The organism is Xanthomonas translucens pv. undulosa, from assembly GCF_017301775.1.
GTDB classification, from domain to species: domain Bacteria; phylum Pseudomonadota; class Gammaproteobacteria; order Xanthomonadales; family Xanthomonadaceae; genus Xanthomonas_A; species Xanthomonas_A translucens.
This window is the reverse complement of the sequence record NZ_CP063993.1, coordinates 1,566,245-1,587,085: the sequence shown is the minus strand read 5'-3', so window position 1 is coordinate 1,587,085 and position 20,841 is coordinate 1,566,245. Positions and strand designations below refer to the sequence as shown.

The 20,841-nt window shown below is 70.0% G+C and carries 20 protein-coding genes and 3 pseudogenes; 7 read left to right on the top strand and 16 right to left on the bottom strand.

Features of this window, described 5'->3' with window-relative positions; translation table 11 throughout:
- Window position 1: 1 nt before the first annotated feature.
- The 5 genes from ISN38_RS06730 to ISN38_RS06710 all read right to left on the bottom strand — a co-directional run bounded on the left by ISN38_RS06730 (window position 2) and on the right by ISN38_RS06710 (window position 5,933).
- On the bottom strand, window positions 2-1,381 hold the full coding sequence (locus ISN38_RS06730; RefSeq protein WP_003472723.1) for a peptidylprolyl isomerase: 1,380 nt from the start codon (window positions 1,379-1,381) through the stop codon (window positions 2-4).
- On the bottom strand, window positions 1,378-3,723 hold the full coding sequence (lptD, locus tag ISN38_RS06725; RefSeq protein WP_003472718.1) for an LPS-assembly protein LptD: 2,346 nt from the start codon (window positions 3,721-3,723) through the stop codon (window positions 1,378-1,380). Before lptD ends, ISN38_RS06730 begins: the two co-directional genes overlap by 4 nt.
- A 109-nt stretch (window positions 3,724-3,832) precedes the next feature.
- Window positions 3,833-4,738, bottom strand: a complete 906-nt coding sequence (locus tag ISN38_RS06720) for a histone deacetylase family protein (RefSeq protein WP_058195640.1) — start codon at window positions 4,736-4,738, stop codon at window positions 3,833-3,835.
- Window positions 4,739-4,772: 34 nt separating this feature from the next.
- Window positions 4,773-5,327, bottom strand: a complete 555-nt coding sequence (locus ISN38_RS06715) for a cob(I)yrinic acid a,c-diamide adenosyltransferase (protein WP_003472711.1) — start codon at window positions 5,325-5,327, stop codon at window positions 4,773-4,775.
- Window positions 5,328-5,348: 21 nt separating this feature from the next.
- On the bottom strand, window positions 5,349-5,933 hold the full coding sequence (locus ISN38_RS06710) for a hypothetical protein (RefSeq protein WP_003481566.1): 585 nt from the start codon (window positions 5,931-5,933) through the stop codon (window positions 5,349-5,351).
- Window positions 5,934-6,094: 161 nt separating this feature from the next.
- Here ISN38_RS06710 and ubiH point away from each other — a divergent pair, with 161 nt between their 5' ends.
- Window positions 6,095-7,309, top strand: a complete 1,215-nt coding sequence (gene ubiH, locus ISN38_RS06705) for a 2-octaprenyl-6-methoxyphenyl hydroxylase (protein WP_003472708.1) — start codon at window positions 6,095-6,097, stop codon at window positions 7,307-7,309.
- Window positions 7,306-8,484, top strand: coding sequence for a UbiH/UbiF family hydroxylase (locus ISN38_RS06700; protein ID WP_003472704.1), 1,179 nt, complete (start codon window positions 7,306-7,308; stop codon window positions 8,482-8,484). Before ubiH ends, ISN38_RS06700 begins: the two co-directional genes overlap by 4 nt.
- 408 nt (window positions 8,485-8,892) lie before the next feature.
- Here ISN38_RS06700 and ISN38_RS06695 read toward each other — a convergent pair whose 3' ends face one another.
- Both ISN38_RS06695 and ISN38_RS06690 read right to left on the bottom strand, forming a co-directional pair.
- Window positions 8,893-9,294: an EF-hand domain-containing protein gene (locus ISN38_RS06695; RefSeq protein ID WP_003472703.1), complete on the bottom strand. Its 402-nt coding sequence runs from the start codon at window positions 9,292-9,294 to the stop codon at window positions 8,893-8,895.
- A gap of 47 nt (window positions 9,295-9,341) precedes the next feature.
- Window positions 9,342-10,064, bottom strand: a complete 723-nt coding sequence (locus ISN38_RS06690) for a hypothetical protein (protein ID WP_058195638.1) — start codon at window positions 10,062-10,064, stop codon at window positions 9,342-9,344.
- 323 nt (window positions 10,065-10,387) lie between these two features.
- Between ISN38_RS06690 and ISN38_RS06685 the strand changes: the two genes are divergently transcribed.
- On the top strand, window positions 10,388-11,503 hold the full coding sequence (locus ISN38_RS06685; RefSeq protein ID WP_003472699.1) for a Gfo/Idh/MocA family protein: 1,116 nt from the start codon (window positions 10,388-10,390) through the stop codon (window positions 11,501-11,503).
- A 170-nt stretch (window positions 11,504-11,673) separates the two neighbouring features.
- On the opposite strand, the gene rlmM is transcribed toward ISN38_RS06685, so the two are convergent.
- The 6 genes from rlmM to ISN38_RS06655 form a co-directional block, all read right to left on the bottom strand.
- Window positions 11,674-12,714, bottom strand: coding sequence for a 23S rRNA (cytidine(2498)-2'-O)-methyltransferase RlmM (rlmM, locus tag ISN38_RS06680; protein ID WP_141697009.1), 1,041 nt, complete (start codon window positions 12,712-12,714; stop codon window positions 11,674-11,676).
- Window positions 12,715-12,749: 35 nt separating this feature from the next.
- Window positions 12,750-13,310: a nucleoside deaminase gene (locus tag ISN38_RS06675; protein ID WP_003472695.1), complete on the bottom strand. Its 561-nt coding sequence runs from the start codon at window positions 13,308-13,310 to the stop codon at window positions 12,750-12,752.
- Window positions 13,310-13,690: a hypothetical protein gene (locus tag ISN38_RS06670; RefSeq protein ID WP_003472693.1), complete on the bottom strand. Its 381-nt coding sequence runs from the start codon at window positions 13,688-13,690 to the stop codon at window positions 13,310-13,312. The genes ISN38_RS06675 and ISN38_RS06670 overlap by 1 nt, the downstream gene beginning before the upstream one ends.
- Window positions 13,691-13,751: 61 nt before the next feature.
- Complete coding sequence (locus tag ISN38_RS20195; RefSeq protein WP_003472688.1) at window positions 13,752-13,985, bottom strand: STN domain-containing protein; 234 nt, start codon at window positions 13,983-13,985, stop codon at window positions 13,752-13,754.
- Between the two features lie 219 nt (window positions 13,986-14,204).
- On the bottom strand, window positions 14,205-15,158 hold the full coding sequence (locus ISN38_RS06660) for a DMT family transporter (protein WP_003472687.1): 954 nt from the start codon (window positions 15,156-15,158) through the stop codon (window positions 14,205-14,207).
- A 272-nt stretch (window positions 15,159-15,430) separates the two neighbouring features.
- Window positions 15,431-17,185: a glutamine--tRNA ligase/YqeY domain fusion protein gene (locus ISN38_RS06655; RefSeq protein WP_058361429.1), complete on the bottom strand. Its 1,755-nt coding sequence runs from the start codon at window positions 17,183-17,185 to the stop codon at window positions 15,431-15,433.
- A 99-nt stretch (window positions 17,186-17,284) separates the two neighbouring features.
- Between ISN38_RS06655 and ISN38_RS06650 the strand changes: the two genes are divergently transcribed.
- Window positions 17,285-17,926: a glutathione S-transferase family protein gene (locus tag ISN38_RS06650; protein ID WP_003472683.1), complete on the top strand. Its 642-nt coding sequence runs from the start codon at window positions 17,285-17,287 to the stop codon at window positions 17,924-17,926.
- Window positions 17,927-17,935: 9 nt separating this feature from the next.
- Entirely contained in the window at window positions 17,936-18,163 is a 228-nt protein-coding gene (locus ISN38_RS06645) for a putative signal transducing protein (protein ID WP_003472682.1), read from the top strand.
- Window positions 18,164-18,321: 158 nt separating this feature from the next.
- Here ISN38_RS06645 and ISN38_RS06640 read toward each other — a convergent pair.
- Window positions 18,322-18,432 (bottom strand): annotated as a pseudogene (locus tag ISN38_RS06640) (response regulator); the annotation flags it as partial.
- On the opposite strand from ISN38_RS06640, the pseudogene ISN38_RS06635 reads away from it, so the two are divergent.
- Both ISN38_RS06635 and msrA read left to right on the top strand, forming a co-directional pair.
- Window positions 18,423-18,572, top strand: a pseudogene (locus tag ISN38_RS06635) (nuclear transport factor 2 family protein); the annotation flags it as partial. The pseudogenes ISN38_RS06640 and ISN38_RS06635 sit on opposite strands and share 10 nt — an antisense overlap.
- 151 nt (window positions 18,573-18,723) lie before the next feature.
- On the top strand, window positions 18,724-19,374 hold the full coding sequence (gene msrA / locus ISN38_RS06630; RefSeq protein ID WP_003472680.1) for a peptide-methionine (S)-S-oxide reductase MsrA: 651 nt from the start codon (window positions 18,724-18,726) through the stop codon (window positions 19,372-19,374).
- A 169-nt stretch (window positions 19,375-19,543) separates the two neighbouring features.
- On the opposite strand, the gene ISN38_RS06625 is transcribed toward msrA, so the two are convergent.
- Together ISN38_RS06625 and rnk are read right to left on the bottom strand one after the other, a co-directional pair.
- A complete protein-coding gene (locus tag ISN38_RS06625; protein WP_058361431.1) occupies window positions 19,544-20,512 on the bottom strand; it encodes a transaldolase in 969 nt (322 codons plus the stop codon).
- A 45-nt stretch (window positions 20,513-20,557) separates the two neighbouring features.
- Window positions 20,558-20,836 (bottom strand): annotated as a pseudogene (gene rnk, locus ISN38_RS06620) (nucleoside diphosphate kinase regulator); the annotation flags it as partial.
- Window positions 20,837-20,841 lie beyond the last annotated feature (5 nt).

The following is a 20,841-nucleotide window of genomic DNA, read 5'->3' as shown; positions in this document are numbered from 1 at the left end:
CTTACTTCTTGGCGGCGGCCGGTGCCGGGGGTGCCGCCGGCGCGGTGGCGTCGGCCGCAGGCGCAGCGGCGCTCTCGGCACCGCCGACGCGCAGGTTCACATAGGCTTCGCCGCGCATTTCCTGCAGGAAGCGGTTGTACTCTTCTTCCAGCTTGCGGCGGCCGATGGTCTCGCGGACCTGGGCGCGCTGGCTGTCGCTGGTCACGTCGGTCTGGCGCGTGGCCACGCGCTGCACGATGTGCCAGCCGGCCTCGGTGCGGAACGGCTGCGAGATCTGGTTGTCGCTCAGGCCTTCGATCTGGTGGCCGAAGTCCGGGCCGAATGCGTCGACCGGGAACCAGCCCAGGTCGCCGCCCTGGCCACGGCTGTTGGCGTCGTCGGACGACTCCTTGGCCACGGCCTGGAAGTCGGCGCCGCCGGCGATGCGCGCGCGCAGGGTCTCGATCTTGGCCTTGGCGGCGGCGTCGGGCTGCGCTTCGTTGACCCGGATCAGGATGTGGCGGGCGTGGTATTCGGTGACCGTCTTCTTTTCCGGGTTGGCCGAGGCATCGCGGATCTCGACCAGCTTCAGCAACTGGAAGCCGCTGGGGCCGCGCAGCGGGCCGGCGACCTGGCCCGGCTTCATGTCGCGGATCAGCTGCGCGAAGGCGTTGGGAATCTCGTCCAGGCTGCGCCAGCCGAGGTCGCCGCCTTCCAGCGCGTTGGGGCTGTCGGAATAACGCACCGCGGCGGCGCCGAAATCGATCTCGCCCTTGTCGATCAGGCTCTTGACCCCGTCGATCTTACCCTGCCCGGTCTTGATCTGGTCGGCGGTGGCGCCTTCCGGCAGGCCGACCAGGATGTGCGCCAGGTGGTACTGGGCGCCGGTGGTGGCCTGCTGCGCCAGCGCCGCGTCCACTTCGCTCTCGCTGACGTTGATGCGGCTCTGCGCGAAGCTCTGGCGCAGGCGCTGCACGGTGATCTCGTCGCGCACCGAGTTGCGGAAGTCGTCGAACGCCATGCCGTCGGCGGCGAGCTTCTTGCGCAGGCCGTCCACGTCAGTGCCGTTCTGCTGGGCGATGCTGCCGATGGCGCGGTTCAGTTCGTCGTCGCCGACGCGGATGCCGGTGCTGTTGGCGCGCGCCACCTGCAGCTTGACCAGCACCAGGCGCTCGAGCACCTGGCGTTGCAGCACGTTGTCCGGCGGCAGCTGCGCTTCGCGGCCGGCATACTGCGCCTTCACGTTGCGAACGGCACGATCCAGTTCGCTCTGCAGCACGACATCCTCGTCGACGACCGCAGCGATGCGGTCCAGCGGTTGGGTTTGTTGCGCGGCGGCCGGAGCGGACACACCGGCGATCGCCAGCAAGGTGGCGAGGAACACAGAAAGGGTATTGGTCATGGAATCAGGTTCGGATCGTAAGCGTCCGGATCGCTCGTGGTGTTGCTGGGCGGGACCAAGTACAGGTCGTCGCGGTTGTAGCCGAGAATAGCACGGCGCAGAACGCGGTCCGTGTCCTGGCCAAGCGAGGAGAGTCCCTTCAGCACGAACTCGACCTGGAACGCGGTGTCCAGATCGCCTTCGCGGTTGCGCACATAGCGCCGCGCCAGTGCGCGCACGGCCAGGCAGCAGCTGTCCCATTGCACGCCGGCAATGATTTCCAGCGGCTTGCTGTCTTGCAGCGAGTAGTAGTGGCGGCCGACCAGGCTCCAGGTCGGGTTGATCGGGTACAGCACCGACACGTCGGTCTGCTCCAGCAGGTCGCGGCGGAAGCGATAGCTGACGTTGATGATGCCGTCGCCGGGCAGCAGGTAACGGGTGCGGAAGCTGGCCAGGTCCTTGCGCCGGTACTTGGGATCCCACTGGTAGGTGGCGCCCATCGTCCAGCGGTCGTTGAGCATGTAGTTGGCGTCGGCGATCCATGCCGACTTGCCCTGCTGGATGCTGGTGTTGCTGCCGGGCAGGCTGACCAGGGAGTCATTGAAATACAGGATCTGACCGAGGCTGACCGACAGCTTTTCCTTGCCGTCGTCCTGGCGCAGCAGGCGCGAGCTCAGCGCCAGCGTCATCTGGTTGGCGTCGTTCTGGCGATCGGCACCGGTATAGCGCGAATCGCGGAACAGCTGGCCCCAGCTGAAGGTGAATTCGCGCGTGTCGAAGATCGGCAGGTCGTCCTGGTTGCGGTACGGCGTGTACAGATAGAACAGCCGCGGTTCCAGGGTCTGCAGGTAGCTGGTGTCGCCGAACGTGGCGTCGCGGTCGAAGTACAGGCCGGCATCGACGGTGGTGATCGGCAGGCTGCGCGTGGGCGAGGTATCGCCGCCGAGCGTGGCGGCCAGGTCCTTGTCCAGCTGGTAGGCGGTGTAACGCCAGGCCACGGTCGGCTTGAGGAACCAGGCGGCGCCGGCCAGCGGCATCGACAGATAGGGCTTGAGATCCAGGCGGGTGCCGCCGGGCTTGTCGGTGGTCATGCCGGTACGCGCGAACAGCGCGTCCTTGGCATGCACGTCGTCGTGCACGAAGCGCACCGCTTCGCTATACAGGCCGGCCTCGAAGTAGTTGCCGAAGGACTGGTCCCAGTTGAAGAAGGCGCGCGGCTGGCGGTTGTACGGCAGCGCATCCTCGGTCAGGGTGTAGTCGGTCAGCTGCCAGCGGTCGGCCATCAGGCCGCCGGTCCAGGTCTCGCCGGTGCCGTAGACGCCGACCGTGCTCTGCAGGTTGGACACCGAGTTGCCGAGCAGGCGTCTGGAGAAGTCCTCCGTATAGCGCTCGTCGCTGACCCAGGCCACCGAAGCGCGCGCCTGCCAGTGCGAATCCAGGTTGTGGTAACCCTGGTATTCGAACTTGCCGCGGTCCTTGTCGCGCAACCGGTCGTTCGGCATGTACGTTGACTGGATCTCGCCCTTGCCGCCGTCGTACAGATAGCGGAATTCGCTGCCCAGCATGAAGCCGCGCGAGCTCATGTAGCGCGGATACAAAGTGGCGTCGTAGTTCGGTGCCAGGTTCAGGTAGTACGGCTGCATGTAGTCGAAGCCGTTGCGCCCGGACAGGCCGATGGCCGGGAACAGGAAGCCGCTGGTGCGTCGATCGTCGATCGGGAACTTGAACCAGGGCGCGTACAGGATCGGCACGTTGTAGATCTTCAGGACCGCGTTGCGCGCGGTGCCGAAGCCCTCGTCGTTGTCGACGTCGATCTCCGGCGCATGCAGCTCCCATACCGGCTGCGACGGATCGCAGGTGGTGTAGGTGGAGCGGTGCATCTGCCCCAGCGCGCCTTGCAGGTCGACCGAGTCGGCCTTGCCGTTGCCGCGGCGCTCGATCAGCTGGTAGCGGATGTTGGTGATCTTGTGGGTGTCGGTGTCCTGGTTGCCTTCGGCGCGGTCGGCGACCATGCGGATCGACGAATCCTGGTAGCGCACGTGGCCTTCGGCGATGTAATTGCCGGTTTCCGTATCCACGCGCAGGCTGTCGGTGCCCATGAACTGGTCGCCGCGCTTGAGCGCGACGTTGCCGTCGTAGTTGGGCAGCGTGGTCGTGCCGGACAGCTTGTCGCCGACGATATCGGTCGGCTGCTGGTCGCGGAGCGCGGCCATCTTCGGATCGACCTTGGGCGCATCGTCGAACTTGGGCAGCACGTCCGGGGTCGGGCACAGGCCCCAGTTGGGCGGCTTCTCGGCCGCCATCGCCGGCAGGCAGAGGGCGATACTGAACGGAAGGGGTAGCAGGCGGAGGGCTCGGCGCACGCGCGTCAGGTATCGGGCTAAAACGACCGCTAGCTTGCCCCATCCCATGCATGGGGGCAATGAAGGCGTCCCCGGGGCGGGGGACGGGGTTCATCCGCTCGTGCTGTGCTCAGCGCAGCGCGTCGACGTGGGCGACGCTGCATTCGCGCAGCGCCTGCAGGTCGTAGCCGCCTTCCAGCAGCGATACCACGCGGCCGCGCGCATGCCGTTGCGCCAGCGCGCGCAGCTCGGCGGTGAGCCAGGCGAAGTCCTCGGTTTCCAGCATCAGGTCGGCCAGCGGGTCGCGCATGTGCGCGTCGAAGCCGGCCGAGATCAGCAGCAATTGCGGTTTGAACGCGTCCAGCAGCGGCAGCATCTGATCGGCCCAGGTGTTGCGGAAGCGGAAGCCGCCGCTGCCCGGCGGCAACAGCGCATTGTGCAGGTTGCCGACGCCGCGGTCGTGGACCCCGCCCGAGTTGGGGAACAGCCCGGACTGGTGGGTGCTGAGGTACTGCACCCGTGGGTCGCGCTCGAAGATGGCCTGGGTGCCGTTGCCGTGATGCACATCGAAATCGACGATGGCGATGCGTTCCAGGCCGTGCGTATCGCGGGCGTGGGCGGCGGCCACGGCGATGTTGTTGAACAGGCAGAAGCCCATCGCGGTGGTGGCGGTGGCGTGGTGGCCGGGCGGGCGTACCGCGCAGAAGGCGGTGTCGGTGGCGCCATGCAGCACCGCGTCCACCGCGGCCAGGCCGGCGCCGGCGGCGCGCAACGCGGCGGCGCGCGAGCCGGGCGAGAGCGCCGTGTCCACGTCGAGCACGCGCTTGCCGTCGATGTCGGCCAGGACGCTGTCGATCAGCTCGCGCTCGTGGACCCGGGCCAGGTCGCCGAGCTTGGCCAGCGGCGCCTCGCGCCATTCCAGGTCGGGAAAGGCCTCGCGCAGCGCCGTGGTGACGGCCTGCAGGCGTTCCGGCCGCTCTGGATGCTCCGGCCCGGGTTCATGGCCCAGGCAGGCGGGATGGGTATAGATCAGCATGCCGGCCGTCCGCTGCGCGCGCTACCGCTGCCGCTCAGGCCTGGCGGCGGTCGTGGCGCCACAGCACTTCGCCCTGGCCATCGGCCCGGGCCAGCACCCGCGCCAGCACGAACAGCAGATCGGACAGGCGGTTGAGGTAGCGGATCGCCTCCGGCCGTACCGCGTCCTGGCGCGACAGCGCCACCGTCTCGCGCTCGGCGCGGCGCACGATGGTGCGCGCCAGGTGACAGCGCGCCGCGGCTTCGCCGCCAGCCGGCAGGATGAAGTCCTGCAGTGCGGGCAGGGTGTCGTTGTAGCGGTCCAGATGCTGCTCTAGCGCATCGATGTCGGCGGCGTGGATCGCCGCATGGCCTGGGATGCACAGCTCGCCGCCGAGGTCGAACAACTGGTGCTGGATCGCGGTCAGCAGGTGGCGCACGTCGTCGGCAAGCGCACAGGCCAGGACCACGCCGATCGCCGAATTGGCCTCGTCGACGGTGCCGTAGGCAGCCACCCGTGCCGAGTCCTTGCCGACCCGGTTGCCGTCGCCCAGGCCGGTGCTGCCGTCGTCGCCGGTGCGGGTGTAGATCTTGGAGAGACGGTTGCCCATCGCCGGCTGCCAGGCCTTGGCTCAGTGGCCGGCCGGCTGGCCGCGCTGGCCCAGCCGCGCCATCTGCTCGACACCGACCTGGATCGCCGCGGCCAGCGCGGTGTACAGCGCCGCGCTGCTCAGGTACGGCAGCAGCCAGTCGCTGTAGTTCTGCCACCAGCCGGCGAGGGTCGGATTGGGCACGCTGCGGCTGACCCAGTAGAAGCTGCCCTGCGCGATCAGGTGGCATACCGCCACCGCCACCACCAGGCTGGCCGCGGTCAGTCCCAGCGCGCGCCAGTCGGCGCCGCGGTAGCGCGGCGCCAGCCAGCTGCCGCCCGCCCACAGCGCGAAGTAGGCCGGGAGCAGGCACCAGTACGCCGGCGACACGCAGTAGTGCTGCCAGAAGTCCAGGCCCTGGCCGCGGATCACCAGGTAATCGACCAGCACTGCCAGCCCCATCAGCAGCGGGAACGCCCAGCGGGTCCAGCTGCGCAGGTAGAAGCCGCCGATGAAGAACACCGCCCATGAGGCATCCGGGATCGCGCCGAAGTGGTTGATGCGGGTCGCGGCCAGCAGCGCTGCCAGCAGGAGCAGGGCGGGGAGGCGGTGACGGGAAGCGGTCATGGCGGGCGGGCACCGGTGCAGAGATGGCCGATTCTACTGGAAGCAAGGCGCCGCGGAGTGAGCCGGCCCGGCCCCGGCGCGCGCCGGGGTGCGACCACGCGCAGCTGCGAACCGTGCGGTCCGATCACCGACGATTCGGGTGCCGGTCGTATCATGGCCGCATGAGCAAACGACATGAGGTAGTGATCGTCGGCGGCGGCCTGGTCGGCGCCAGCCTGGCCATCGCGCTGGACCGCCTGGGCGTGGACGTGGGCCTGGTCGAGGCCGCGCCGCCCGGCGCGCTGCCACCGGTGTTCGACCAGCGCAATCTCAGCTTCGCCGCGGCCACGGTCAACGCACTGGGCGCGCTGGGGGTGATGCAGCGGCTGCGCACGCCGACCGGACCGATCCGGCGCATCCATGTCAGCCGTGAAGGCGACTTCGGCCGGGTGCGGCTGGAGGCGGCCGACTATGGGCGCGAGGCGTTCGGGCAGGTGGTGGTGGCGCGCGATTTCGGCGAGGCGCTGGAGGCGCGGCTGGCCGAAGCGAACCATGTCAGCCGTTACCGGCCGGCGCAGTTCCTGGCGCTGGAGGCCGGCGAGGATGCAACGCTGCGCAGCGTGCGCATCGCCCAGGACGGCGCGACCGAGGTGCTGCAGGCGCGCCTGCTGGTCGGGGCTGACGGCAGCGCCAGCCCGGTGCGCGGTGCGCTGGGCATCGATGCCCAGCGCCACGATTTCCGCCAGACCCTGTTCGTGGCGCGGGTACGCGGCAGCCGCCAGCCCGACGGCACCGCCTACGAGCGGTTCCGCGACGACGGCCCGACCGCGCTGCTGCCGCGCGGCGACCGCCATTACGGCGCGATCCACGCGGTCGCCGCCGAACAGGCCGACGTTGTGGCTGCGCTCGACGAGGCCGCCTGGCTGCAGCGCCTGCAGGAGGCGCTGGGCTGGCGCGTCGGCCGCCTACTGGGCAGCGGCGAGCGCAGCGCCTATCCGATCGTGCAGGTGCTGGCCGGGCGCCTGACCGATGCGCGTGCGGTGTTGCTCGGCAACGCCGCGCAGACCCTGCACCCGCTGGGTGCGCAGGGTTTCAACCTGGGCCTGCGCGATGCGCTGACCCTGGCCGAACTGATCGAGCGCGACCGCGCCGATCCGGGCGCGCCGGCGTTGCTGCAGCACTACGCGCAGCGCCGCGAGCAGGACCGGCAGCGCACCGTGACCTTCTCCGGTGGCCTGGCGCGGCTGACCGCCAACCCGGCACCGCTGCTGCGCCCGCTGCGCAGCCTGGGCCTGCTGGCGGCGGCGCAGGCCGCGCCGTTGCAGTCGTTCCTGGTCGGCGGCGCGATGGGCTTCCGCGGCGACGTGCCGCAGCTGTGCCGGGAGGCGACGGCATGAGCCGGCGCGGGGTGCTGGACGCGGTGGTGGTCGGCGGCGGCGTGGTCGGCGCGGCCTGCGCGTTGGCGCTGGCCGCCGAAGGCCTGGCGGTGGCGCTGGTCGAGGGCCGCGAGCCGCCGCGCTGGTCGCCGGCCGAGCCGGACCTGCGCGTGTACGCCTTCGCCCCGGACAACGCCGCGCTGCTGCAGGCGCTGGGCGTGTGGCCGCAGGTGCTGGCGCGGCGCGCGCAGGCCTATCGGCGCATGCGCGTGTGGGATGCCGGTGGCGGCGGCGAGCTGGACTTCGATGCCGATGCGCTGGGCCGCGATCAGCTGGGCTGGATCGTCGAGCATGCGTTGCTGGTCGAACAACTGTGGGCGGCGCTGCCGGCGGCTGGGGTGCAACTGCACTGTCCGGCGCGGGTCGAGGCCCTGGAGGTGGCGGAAGAGCGCGTGCGCCTGCGCCTGGACGACGGCAGCCGGCTCGACGCGCGCCTGGCGATCGCCGCCGACGGCGCCGATTCCACGCTGCGCGGCCTGGCCGGGCTGGACGCGCCGGCGCACGACTACGGCCAGCGCGGCGTGGTCGCCTTCGTGCACACCGAGGTGCCGCACCAGGACACCGCCTGGCAGCGTTTCCTGCCCGGCGGGCCGCTGGCGTTCCTGCCGTTCGCCGACGGCCGCAGTTCGATCGTGTGGACGTTGCCCGAGGCCGAGGCGGCGCGGGTGCTGGCGCTGGACGACGCCGCGTTCGGCACCGAACTGACCCAGGCCTTCGGCGCGCGGCTGGGCGCGGTGCGCGCGCTGTCGCCGCGGGTCGGATTCGCGCTGCGCCGGCAACTGGTGGAGGACTACCACCGCGGCCGCCTGCTGGTGCTGGGCGACGCCGCGCACGTGGTGCATCCGCTGGCCGGGCAGGGCGTCAACCTCGGCCTGCGCGATGTCGCCGCGCTGGCCGCTCAGGTGCGCCAGGCACAGGCGCGGCGGGTCGACTGGTCGGCGCCGCACCGGCTGGCGCGCTGGGCGCGCGGCCGCCGCAGCGACAACACCGTGGCCGCCTATGGGTTCGATGCGATCAACCGGCTGTTCTCCAACGACGACATGCACCTGACGCTGCTGCGCGGCCCGCTGCTGGGCCTGGCCGGCAGGCTGCCGCTGCTGATGCATGGGTTCTGGAAGCGCGCGTCGGGGGTGTAGCGATTCGGGTCGGGGCGAGAGGCGTTGGTCGCTCCTGTGGGAGCGGCAGGCGCTGCGGCGGTTGCAGCCGCAGCGCTGGGTGGTATTTGGCCATCGGTCCCGACAGCGCGAGGCGTCCGAATGTCCATCGCTTCGCCGGTCGCGGCTGAAGCCGCTCCTACAGGGACTTGCGATTGGTTGTATGAGGGCACTGTAGGAGGAGCTTCAGCCCCGATGGCTACCGAAGCCCGTTAGCTTGCCGCAGCTTTTGTCGCGGTGAAACCGTTCCTACAGGAAGCATGGCGAGCCGGCTGCGTGCTGTAGGAGGGGCTTCAGCCCCGACCTTGGCGCCGGCTGCGTTCGTCGCGGCTGCGGTCCGCGTCTACCCGCCGCTGTTTCTGTACGCGGTACCCGACCCGGCGCGACGAATTACTTGAGCCAACCGGCCAGCTGCTCGCGGCTCAGGCGTCCGCGACGTTGCGGGTCCAGCGAATCGAATTCGTCGGCCAGCGCCGGGTTTGCCTGCGCTTCGCTGCGGCTGATGGAGCCATCGTGGTCGCTGTCCAGCGCGTCGAAGTCGATGCGGTAGTTGCCGGCGACCTTGTCGGGCTGGACCGTGCGCACGGTGACCGGCGCCTGCCCATGCGGGACGTCGAGTCGCACCTGGTGGGTCACCTCGCCGCTGCTCAGCGGCTGCGCCAGCACCACGCTCGCCGGCACGTCGCGCAACGGCTCGGTGACCACGCTCGAGGTCGGGTTGAGGTTCTGCGCGGCGGCCGGGACGATGGCGGCCGCGAGCAGAAAGGCGGCGAGGGCTGAAAGGCAGTGCATGGACACGACGGACTCCGATGGTTCGCATGATGGACGGCGCGGCAGGTTCAGCCGGGGATGAACGGGAACGCCAGTTTCAGCAATCCCTTCAGCCCGCCCTCGGCGGTGCTGGCGATGGCCTTGGCGCCGAGGCTGTTGAGCGCGCCGCGCACGTCCTCCCAGCGTAGCTTGCCCACGTCCTTCTTCAACAGGTCCGCCACTTCCTCGGCGGTCGGGGTGAGCTTCTGCAGCTCGCGCACCACCTTCTCCGGTTCCGGCTGCAGGTAGCCCCAGCGCTCAGCGATCTTCAGCAAGGTGTCGAAGCGCACCGCGACCACGTCGCGGTTGCGCTCGTACACCGGCATCGCGCCCACATCGACGATGGCCTGCTCGAAGCGCTGCTGGTCGTCCGGATGTTCGATGCGGATCGCCAGGAAGCCTTCCTGCTTGCTGCGTTCGCTGACGTGCTTGGCCCCGGCGCGCAGGTTGTCTTCGGTGAGCACGCTGGCCACGATCCGCTCCAGCGCGGCATCGCCGTCTTCGGGCACCAGCGCGCGCCAGCGCGCATAGCCGTCGCGGCGCAGGCCCTTCACCTTGGCCGGAGTGACCCGCAGACGCAGCGCCACCGCGTTGTTGGAGTCGCTGCGCGAGATCGCGCCGTCGCGTTCCAGCAGCACGAAGATCAGCAACTCCAAGTCGCGCTTGGTCAGCGACTGGAAGCCCTGCAACAGGGTCAGGCGCAGGAATTCGTCGGCGAAGCCGGCCGGGTCTTTCAGTTCGATCGGCTGCATGTGCGCGGCTCTCCAGTCAGTGCAGGCAGGATGCCCGACCGCGATTGCGCGGACTGAGACGACGCTGCGATGCGCATCCCGACGGCATTCTATGGCCTTCGGGTCGCCCTGTGCGGCCACGTTGGCTGCCGGTGCGAGCCTGCAGCAATACACGGCCGGCGGCAGCGAAGACGACAGGTCGGATGGGGTGGCGCGATCCGGCGCGCCGCGGAACGGCCGGGTTGCCGGGCGCGCCGACGGCCGCGACAGAGCGCTCACATCGCCGGGCAAGGGATGCGCTAGGGTTTTCGACACAGATGTGTCCGGCCTTCAGGGAGATCCGCATGTCGCTGTCCTCGCCGAATCGTCGACGTGTGCTGCTCGCCGGATTGTCCGCGGCGGGCGCAGGCCTGTTGGGATCGCCGTTGTTGGCGGCCCCGCGCGGCAAGCCGAAGAAACCGCTGGGGGTGGCGCTGGTGGGATTGGGCGACTACGCCAGCACGCGCCTGGCGCCGGGCCTGGCGTTGACCAAGCACTGCCGGCTGGCCGGCATCGTCACCGGCTCGCCGCACAAGATTCCGCAGTGGCAGTCGCGCTACCGCATTCCCGATCGCAACGTCTACAGCTACGACGACCTGGAGCGCATCGCCGACAACCCGGACATCGACGTGGTCTACGTGGTCACGCCGACCTATCTGCATGCGCCGCTGAGCCTGCGCGCGGCGGCCGCCGGCAAGCACGTGTGGTGCGAGAAGCCGATGGCGATGCATGCCGACGAGGCGCAGTCGATGATCGCCGCCTGCGCGCGCAACAAGGTGCGGCTGAGCATCGGCTACCGCATGCAGCACGAGCCGAACACGCGGCGCATCATCGCGCTGGCCGGCGAGCGCCCGTTCGGCGCGCTGCGCACGGTGCGTGCCGAGGCCGGCTACAACGGCTACGGCGACACCGATCCGGCGCAGCGGCCGTGGCGGCTGCGCGCGCAGTTCGGCGGTGGCGCGATGTACGACATGGGCGTGTATTCGCTTAATGCGGCGCGCTACACGGTCGGCGCCGAGCCGCTGGCGGTCAGCGCGACCCGTTCCACCGATCGGCCGGCGCTGTTCGACGAGGTCGACGAGCACATGCAGTTCAAGCTGGAATTCCCGCATGAGGTGCTCGCCGATTGCGCCACCAGCTTCGGCCGCACCATGAACCGGCTGCGTGCCGAGTGCGAGCGCGGCTGGTACGAGCTCGCGCCGTTCCAGAGCTACGAGGGCATCCGCGGCCGCGCCAGCGACGGCCGCGTGTTCGACGCCAAGGTACGCCACCAGCAGGCGCTGCAGATGGACGAGGACGCGCTGGCGATCCTCGACGGCACGCCGATGCGCGCGCCGGGCGAGGAAGGCCTGCGCGACATGCGCGTGATCGATGCGATCTACCGCTCCGCGCGCGAGGGCGGCAAGCGGATGGTGCTCTAGCGGCGGGATGGTGATGTGCCTGCGGTCGAGCGATGCCTGGGTGCGCATTTTCCCGCAGCTGCTTCGATTTCCTGTAGGAGCGGCTTCAGCCGCGACCGGGCGTTACCGGACAGATCCTGTCGCGGCTGAAGCCGCTCCTACAGGGGGGCGCCTAGTGCGTTCTCGCAGCCTCAGGCCGACATCGCCAGCACGGTGATCTCTTCGCGGTCGTGGTACAGCTGTTTGGCGCGGATCTGCAGCGGGTGCTCGGCGCGCTCGGCGAACAGGTCCAGGCAAAACTGGGTCTCGTCCCAGCGCTTCTTCATCGGCAGCTTGAGGTTGAAGATCGCGTGCCGGCACCAGCCTTCGCGGAACCAGGTGCCCATGCGCTCGGCGACGCGGCGCGGCTGTTCGACCATGTCGCAGACCATCCAGTCCAGCGCCTGCGGCGGCTTCCAGTGGAAGCCGTCGGCGCGCAGGTGATCGACCAGGCCGCTGTCGAGCACGTGCTGGCGCAGCGGGCCGTTGTCGACGCTGGTCACGTGGAGGTGCTGGCGGGTCAGTACCCAGGTCCAGCCGCCGGGCGCGGCGCCCAGGTCGGCGGCGCGCATGCCGGGCTTTAGCAGCGCCTCGCGTTCCTCCGGCGCCAGCAGCGCCAGCAGCGCTTCTTCCAGTTTCAGCGCCGAGCGCGAGGGCGCTTCCGACAGCAACTTCAGGCGTGGGATGCCCAGCGGCCACGGCGCGCTGTCGTCGCTGTCGGCGACGGCCAGCAAGGCGTGGGTGCCGGCGAGGAAGCACACGTGCAGGCGCGGCAGCTTCGGCTGCGGTTTGTCGCTGAGCAGGCCGGCCTTGCGCAGCGCCGGACGCAGCGCGTTGCCGAAACTGCGCGCCAGCCCGGACAGCTGCTTGCCTTCGTCCGAATCCGGGTGCTCGATCCACAAGTCGCCGAAGCGGTTGTATCCGCTCAGCGCCTGCAGCATCGGCGCGATCCGGTCGGCCGGATCCAGCTCGCGCAGTTCGGCCAGCAGGCGCAGTTTCTGCCGCGCGAAGATCAGCCCGCGCCACGGCAGCGCGCGCGGCGGCAAGGCGGTTTCGCAGACCAGCAGCGCGTAGCCGCTGTTGCGTTCGGTGCGCGCGTAGGCGGCCAAGCCGGCGCGCGCGGCGCGATCGTTCAGTTCGGCCGCCAGTTCGGGCTCGAAGCCTTGCCGGCAGTAGCACAGCAGGCCGTTCAGGGAGGACATGGAAGGAAGCCTTCGCCGGGCGGCGGTCAGTAGCGGGGGCTGTCGAGTTCGCCGTAGCCGCGCAACACCGCGCAGGCGGCGTCGCGATGCAGGCCGCGCACCACCTCGATGCCGCGGCGTTCCAGTTCGCCGATCCAGTCCGCCGGCAACGGGCCTTCGTCGAACGGGGTCAGCGCCATCACGTCTTCGGCGCTGGCGCCGATCAGCAGCCGATCGATGCCGGCCCAGATGGTCGCGCCATAGCACTGGCAGCACGGTTGCGCCGAGGTCGCCAGGGTCACCGGCGTCAGCGCCGCGTTCAGCCGCGGCGTCTGCAGGCGCTGTTGCGCGAGCATGTAGGCCATGTTTTCGGCATGCGCCAGCGAGGTGGTCTGCGGTACCACCCGGTTCACCCCGACCGAGATGATGCGGTGGTCCGGGCCGAACACCGCCGCGCCGAACGGGCCGCCGCTGCCGGCGGCCACGTTCCGCCGCGACAGTTCCACCGCCAGCGCCACCTTGTCGGCGTCGCCGGGATAGACCGCCTGCGGATCGACCGCCTCGTGGATCCAGGCGGGCAGGGTGAGGTGGACTTGCGCGTAGAGCATCAGCGGACGGGTTCGGCAGGCTGGGGGTCGCGCAGTGTATCGGCTTGTACGCCCTTGGCGCTGCACTGCCCGGCCACGCACTGGCAACCGCCGATTGCGGGCGAGCCGCATACGCTCATGCGGCCGCTGGCCTGGCATTGCGCCATCACGCCATGCGGATCGGTGGGGCTGTCGCGGTTGACGCAGGCCGGCATCGCGCCGCAGCAGTTGCCGACGTCCTTGACCATGCAGTCGGCGTCGCTGCGGCAGGTGGTGTCCACCTTCACCGGCAAACCGGGCGCGGCGGGCCTGGCGCCTTCGCTGCGTGCGCATCCGCTGAAGACGAGGGTGCCAACGAACAGGCACAGGCAGCACAGCAACAGCGCGAGACGACTGGACATGGCGACCTTCCGTGCGAGAGACCGCGGCCATGGTAGCGCGCATGGCCGCGGCGCCGGCAACTCAGCGGCGGCCGACGGCGATCGTATCGGCGGTTTCCTGCTTGACCTGGATGGCGGTGCCGTCGATGGCCTGGTGGATCGCCTGGCGGATGCTGATCCGCCCCTTCACCGCGTTGACCTGCAGCGGCGAAAGCGACGGATCGTCGTAGACGATGCCGCAGCCGGTGGCATGCGCCAGCTGTTGCGCGGTCTCGTCGAAGCGTGCGGCGGGCATGTCGTAGTCGTGGTCGGGCATGGCGTCGCACTTGCCCTGCGCCGCTGTGGATGCAGGTGCAGGTGCAGATGACGCAGCGGGTGCAGGCGTCGCGGCGGTTTGCGAGGGAGCGGAAGACGGCGCCCTGTCGCAACCGGCGAGCAGGGCGAACAGCGCAAGGCTGATGCAGGAGGTGCGCAAAGCAGCGGACATGAGGCAATTCCTCGGACTGGATGACGCTTCAAGTCTATGCGGCTTGCCTTAACCCAATGTTGCATCCGGTTTGCGCACCTGCGCAGGCGCGTGCAGCCAGGCGCACCACAGCACGCCCGCCAGCAGGCAGGCGATCGCCAAGGTTTCCAGCAGGGTGGGCCAGCGTGCCTCCCACAGGAAACCGTAGAGCAGCGCGAACACGGTTTCGAACACGATCGTCTGCCCGACCAGGGTCAGCGGCAGCAGCCGGCTGGCGTGGTTCCAGCAGGCATTGCCGATCACCGAGGCGAACACGCCCAGCACGATCGCCACGCCCCAGAACCGCGCACAGTCCGCCGCCGCATGGCCGTGGTCGAACGCGAACGCGGGGATCGCCAGGGTCAGCGCCAATGCACCGGTGACCACGCCGGTCAGCAGCGACCAGTCGCGCCCGGAGATGTCGGGCCGGCGCGCGAGCCAGCCGGCGTTCTTGACCGAATACGCCGCCCAGCACGCCAGCGCGCCGACCGCGCACGCCAGCCCGGCCGCGCGCGTGGCCACGCTGGTCTGCGCTGGGTGCGCGGCGTCGAGCGTCTGTGCCGCGACCAGCGCCACGCCGAGCACGCACAACGCGCATGGCGCGGCCAACCGGCGCAACCGCATCGCGCCGGCCGCGCGCGAACCGAGCACCGTGACCACCGCCGGCAGCAGGCCGATGATCAAGGCCGTGGCCGCGCCGCCGGCCCATTGCACGGCGCTGCCCAGCAACACGTAGTAGACGATGTTGCCAAGCAGGCTCAGCCGCAGCAGCGCCCACCATTCCGGCGCCCCGAGCGTCCCGGTGGCGGCGCGCCAGCACGGGGCGAGCAGCAGCGCGGCGACCGCGCCGTAGGCCAGGTAGCGCGACACCGACAGCTGCAGTGGCGAGAACCCGGCGAGCAACTGCGGCGCCAGGAACACCAGGCCCCACGACGCGCCCGCGGCGATGCCGCTGCCCACTCCCGCCCACAAACGCTTGCGCATATCGTGTCCTGTTGCTTCGTTGCGGAGTACGCCAGCATGGCCGTCGCGGCCGTCGCTGCGCAGGCGCAGGGTGGGGACGGGCGAGATGGACGCTACGCTAACGTGCCGCCCCTGCCGTTGGAAAGTGCGACGCTGGCGACTCCGGCGCGGAGGCTGCCATAGCGGCACGGCATGCGCTCAGGCAGCGCATGCCGGCAACTGCGTCCGTGGCGCGGCGGGTGGTGGCCGCGCGCGTGCCGCAAGCGGGAAACGGTCGGCGCGGCGCGATTGCGTCAGCCCGCGCCATGGCCGCCGGTCCAGGTGTCGCGCAGGGTCACGCTGCGGTTGAACACCGGCGTGGCCGCGCTGTGGTCGTAGCGGTCGGCGACGAAGTAGCCGCTGCGCTCGAACTGGAACGCCTGCTCCGGCGCGGCCTGCGCGGCGGCCGGTTCCACGTAGCCGCGCACGCTGCGCTTGGAGGCAGGGTTGAGGTGGTCGCGGTAGGTCTTGCCGTCGGATTCGTCGTCGGGCTTCTCCACCGAGAACAGGCGGTCGTACAGGCGGATTTCCGCCTCCAGCGCATGCGCGGCACTGACCCAATGGATGGTGCCCTTGACCTTGCGGTTGGCGCCTTCCATGCCGGGACGCGACTCCGGGTCCAGCCAGCCGCGCAACTCGACGATCTCGCCGGCATCGTTCTTGATCACCTCATCGACGCGGGCGATGCCGGCGCCGCGCAGGCGCACTTCGCCGCCCGGCACCAGCCGCTTCCAGCCCTTGGGCGGGACTTCGGCGAAATCCTCGCGCTCGATCCACAGCTCGCGCGAGAACGGCACCTCGCGCGTGCCGAAGGATGCGTCCTTGGGATGGTTGGAGAAGACCAGCGTCTCGCGATGGCCGTCGGGCAGATTGCCCAGCACCAGCTTGAGCGGCTCGATCACCGCCATGCGCCGCGGCGCGGCGGCATCCAGGTCCTCGCGCAGGCAGCCTTCCAACACCGAGAAGTCGATCACCGAGTTCTGCTTGCTGATGCCGACCCGGTCCACCAGCAGGCGCAGCGCCGCCGGCGTGTAGCCGCGCCGGCGCAGGCCCTGCAGGGTGTACATGCGCGGGTCGTCCCAGCCATCGACCAACTGCTCGGTCACCAGCTGGGTCAGCTTGCGCTTGCTCATCACCGTGTAGTTGATGTTCAGGCGCGAGAACTCGATCTGCCGCGGCTTGGCCGCCTCGCGCGGCAGGCCCTTGTCCAGCAGCGGCTGCAGCAGCTCGGGATGGCCGGCCAGGTCGACCTTGTCCACGCACCAGTCGTACAGCGGGCGGTGATCTTCGAATTCCAGCGTGCACAGCGAGTGGGTGATGCCTTCCACCGCGTCGCCCAGCGCGTGCGCGAAGTCGTACATCGGATAGATCGGCCAGGCGTTGCCGGTGTTCTGGTGCTCCACATGCTTGATCCGGTACAGCGCCGGGTCGCGCAGGTTGATGTTGCCGCTGGCCATGTCGATCCTGGCGCGCAGGGTGCGTGCGCCGTCGGGGAACTCGCCGGCGCGCATGCGCCGGAACAGGTCCAGGTTCTCTTCGACGCTGCGCGCGCGGTACGGCGAATTGCGGCCCGGCTCGGTCAGGGTGCCGCGGTATTCGCGCACCTGCTCGGCGCTCAGGTCGCAGACGAAGGCGTGGCCGTCGCGGATCAGCTTCTCGGCAGCCAGGTAGTACACCTCGAAGTAGTCCGATGCGTGGCGCAGTTCGGCCCAGTCGAAGCCCAGCCAGCGCACGTCGTCCTGGATCGCGGCGACGAACTCGGGGTCTTCCTTGGCCGGATTGGTGTCGTCCAAGCGCAGGTTGCAGCGCCCGCCGAACTCGGCGGCGATGCCGAAATCCAGGCAGATCGCCTTGGCGTGGCCGATGTGCAGGTAGCCGTTGGGCTCGGGCGGGAAACGGGTGCGGATGGCCGCGTGCTTGCCGCTGGCCAGGTCCTCGCGGAGGATCTGGCGGATGAAGTCTTTCTTCTCGGCCGGGGCGGTGGCGTCGGTGGCGGGGGTGTCGGACATGCGCGCTTCAGCAGATAAATAAAACACAAGTTTAGCCGAGCTGGCCGCGGGCCGCCCCGCCGCGTACGCTGCGGGTCCGTCCACGTCCGAGAGTGCGCCATGCCGCTTCCCCGTCTGGTCATCGGCGACAAGAACCTGTCCTCGTGGTCGCTGCGGCCGTGGCTGTTGCTGCGGCACTTCGCGGTGCCGTTCGAGGAAGTGCCGCTGCCGCTGGACACGCCCGCGTTCGCCGCGCGCATCGGCGCCTATTCGCCGACCGGGCGGGTGCCGGCGCTGTGGGACGGCGAACTGCAGATCTGGGATTCGCTGGCCATCTGCGAGTACGCCAACGAGCGCTGGCTGGGCGGCCGCGGCTGGCCGGCGGCGCTGGAGGTGCGGGCGCAGGCGCGCGCGGCCGCCTGCGAGATGCATTCCGGATTCCTGGCGCTGCGCCGGCAGCTGCCGATGCAGGCCTGCCGCGTGCCCGACGATGACCGCTGGGACGCCGATGCACAGGCCCAGATCGCGCGCATCGTGCAGCTATGGGCGACGCTGCGCCAGACCCACGGTGCCGGCGGGGCGTTCCTGTGCGGCGACTTCGGCATCGTCGATGCGATGTTCGCGCCGGTGGCGGTGCGCTTCGCCGGCTACGGGGTGGCGGTGCCGGCGGCGGCCGCGCAGTACATGGCGGCCCTGGAGGCCTTGCCGGCGATGCGCGAATGGCGCGCCGGCGCGGCTTCCGAAGTCGCGGCGCGCAGTTGAGGGTGGAGCATGCAGATCGCCTATCGCGCCCAGCACCTGATCGATGCGCACCTGGCCAAGCACGCCCTGGAGGACGCCGGCATCACCGCGTTCGTATTCGGCGAGGCACTGCTCGGCGGCGCCGGCGAACTGCCGTTCGGTGTGGTGCAAGTGTGCGTGGCCGACGAACTGCTGGAAAAAGCGCAGGAAGTGCTGATGGCCCTGGGCCTGGGCGGGTGGGTGACGCGGGCGATGTAGGTGTGGGGCCGGGACTCGGGACTGGGGACTCGCAGTCAACGGCGAGTGCAAGGCCGCGACTGTCTGCGGAAACAGAGTAAGCGCGGCGCTGGGCTTGCGCTGCGCGCCGCCGCCGCTCAGCCTTTCCCGAGTCCCGAGTCCCGAGTCCCGGTCCCACCTCAACCTCTCCACCCCGGCGGCACCGCTTCCGGATCGGCCAAAGCGCACAGGCGCTTGAACACCACCGTGGTCTCGGCCGCGTTCCAGACCCGCAGCGCCACTTCGCAACCCGGACGGCAGCACCCGCAAGGTGCAGGCGCGCCACACCTTCGTCTACGAGAAGCGCGACGGCCGCTGGCTGATCATCAACCACCACAGCTCGGCGATGCCGGAAGTGGCCAGCGGCGGCAGCAAGACCGCGGCGCATTGACCTGGCGGACGCCTGGCGTGGGTCGATAACGGCCCGCCGCCAGGGCGTCGTGCGGCGTCGGCGTCCCCGCCGCTGCGCCACGCGCACCTTGAAAGCCGGTGCCGGCAGCGCCATCCAGGAGGCATCCCTTTCGATGCCAGGAGTCCGCGCCATGTTCGGAATCGGTGCCTTCAAGCAGCGCCTGCCGCGCCCGGGCGAAAGCCTGCCCGGCCGCGCGCAGCCGCTGCCGCTGCACAACCGCCATTTCGTCAACGGCCACCCGCTGCGCGACGCGTTCGCCGGCCTCCACCAGGTGCAGTTCGGCCTGGGCTGCTTCTGGGGCGCCGAGCGCGCCTTCTGGTCGCTGCCGGGGGTGTTCAGCACTGCGGTCGGCTACGCCGGCGGGCAGACGCCCAACGCCACTTACGGGGAGGTGTGTTCCGGCCAGACCGGCCACACCGAGGCGGTGCTGGTGGTGTTCGATCCGCAGGCGGTGACGTTCGAGCAGTTGTTGCAGACCTTCTGGGAAAGCCACGATCCGACCCAGGGCATGCGCCAGGGCAACGACACCGGCACCCAGTACCGCTCGGCGATCTACTGCAGCACCCAGGCGCAATACGATGCGGCCATCGCCAGCCGCGACGCCTACCAGCAGCGTCTGCGCGCGGCCGGCTACGGCGAGATCACCACCGAAATCCTGTTCCCGGCGCCGCCGTTCTACTACGCCGAGGACGAGCACCAGCAGTATCTGGCCAAGAACCCGGGCGGCTACTGCGGATTGGGCGGCACCGGGGTCAGCTGCCCGCTGGGGCTGGAGGCCTGAGCCGCCTCGCGCAGCGCCCACGCGCTGCGCGGTCGTCAGCGAGCCGGAAATCGGCGGCGCAGCGGACACCCGCATCGCCCATTCGCTATTCCCGTTTTCGCAGTCCCTGCACCTCAAAAAAAGAGCGGCGTCGCCGCCGCTCTCGGCCGCACTGACACAGCGCTGTCGCTCAGACGGCCAGCTTGTGCCGGATCGTGTCGCGCAGCGCCTGCAGGTCCTTGGCGAAGGTGTCGATGCCGCTGGCCAGCTTCTCGGTCGCCATCGGATCGGCGGCCAGGTCGGTGGCGAACTGCTGGGCATCGATCGGCGCGATCTGCGCGCCGTCGCCCTGGCCGGGCGACAGCTTGCGCGGCAGCTCGCCATGGTCGGCGTCGAGTTTTTCCAGCAGCTCCGGGGAGATGGTCAGGCGGTCGCAGCCGGCCAGCGCCTCGATCTGCGCGGTGGAGCGGAACGAGGCGCCCATCACCACCGTCTGCGAACCGCGGCGCTTGAATTCGGCGTACACGCCGCGCACGAACTGCACGCCCGGGTCTTCGTCGATGCTGGCCGGGGTCTGTCCGTTGGCCACGTACCAGTCCAGGATGCGGCCGACGAACGGCGAGATCAGGAACACGCCGGCCTCGGCGCAGGCCAGCGCCTGGGTGCGGTTGAAGATCAGCGTCAGGTTGCAGTCTATGCCGTCCTTCTGCAGCTGGCGCGCGGCCTCGATGCCTTCCCAGGTCGCGGCGACCTTGATCAGGATCTTGTCCTTGGGCACGCCGCGCTCGGCGTACATGGCGATGAACTTGTGCGCCTTGGCGATGGTGGCGGCGGTGTCGTGGGCCAGGTCGGCGTCCACCTCGGTGGATACGCGCCCAGGGACCAGCGCGCTGAGCTTGCTGCCCACGCCGATGGTCAGGCGGTCGGCGATCTCGTCGACCTGGGCGGCGTGGCCGCCGTGCTGGCTGCGCGCCCAGGCCAGCGCCTCGTCGATCAGCTCGGCGTAGACCGGCAGGTCCAGGGCTTTCTTCACCAGGGTCGGATTGGTGGTGCAATCGACCGGCTTGAGCCGCTTGATCGCATCGTAGTCGCCGGTATCGGCCACGACCACGGACAGGTCGCGCAGCTGGGCCAGTTTGGAAGGAGCGGAAGACGTCATCGATAGGTCTCGGAACGAATGAAGTGAAGGGTAGCCCTGCGCACGTTAACGCGTTGCGCGCGCGGCGGCGTCCGCGGCCTGCACCGCGATCACGCGCAGCCGCAGCGGGCGGCCGCCGGGGGCCTGCCAGTCGATCGACTGGCCCACGGCCAGGCCGAGCAGGGCGCTGCCGACCGGCGCCAGCACCGAGACGCAGCCTTGCGCGGCGTCGGCTTCGTGCGGATAGACCAGGGTCAGCTGGTGGCGTTCGCCGTGCAATTGGTCTTCGCATTCCACGCGCGAGTGCATGGCGACGATATCGGCGGGAATCTGTTCGGGCGCCAGATGGC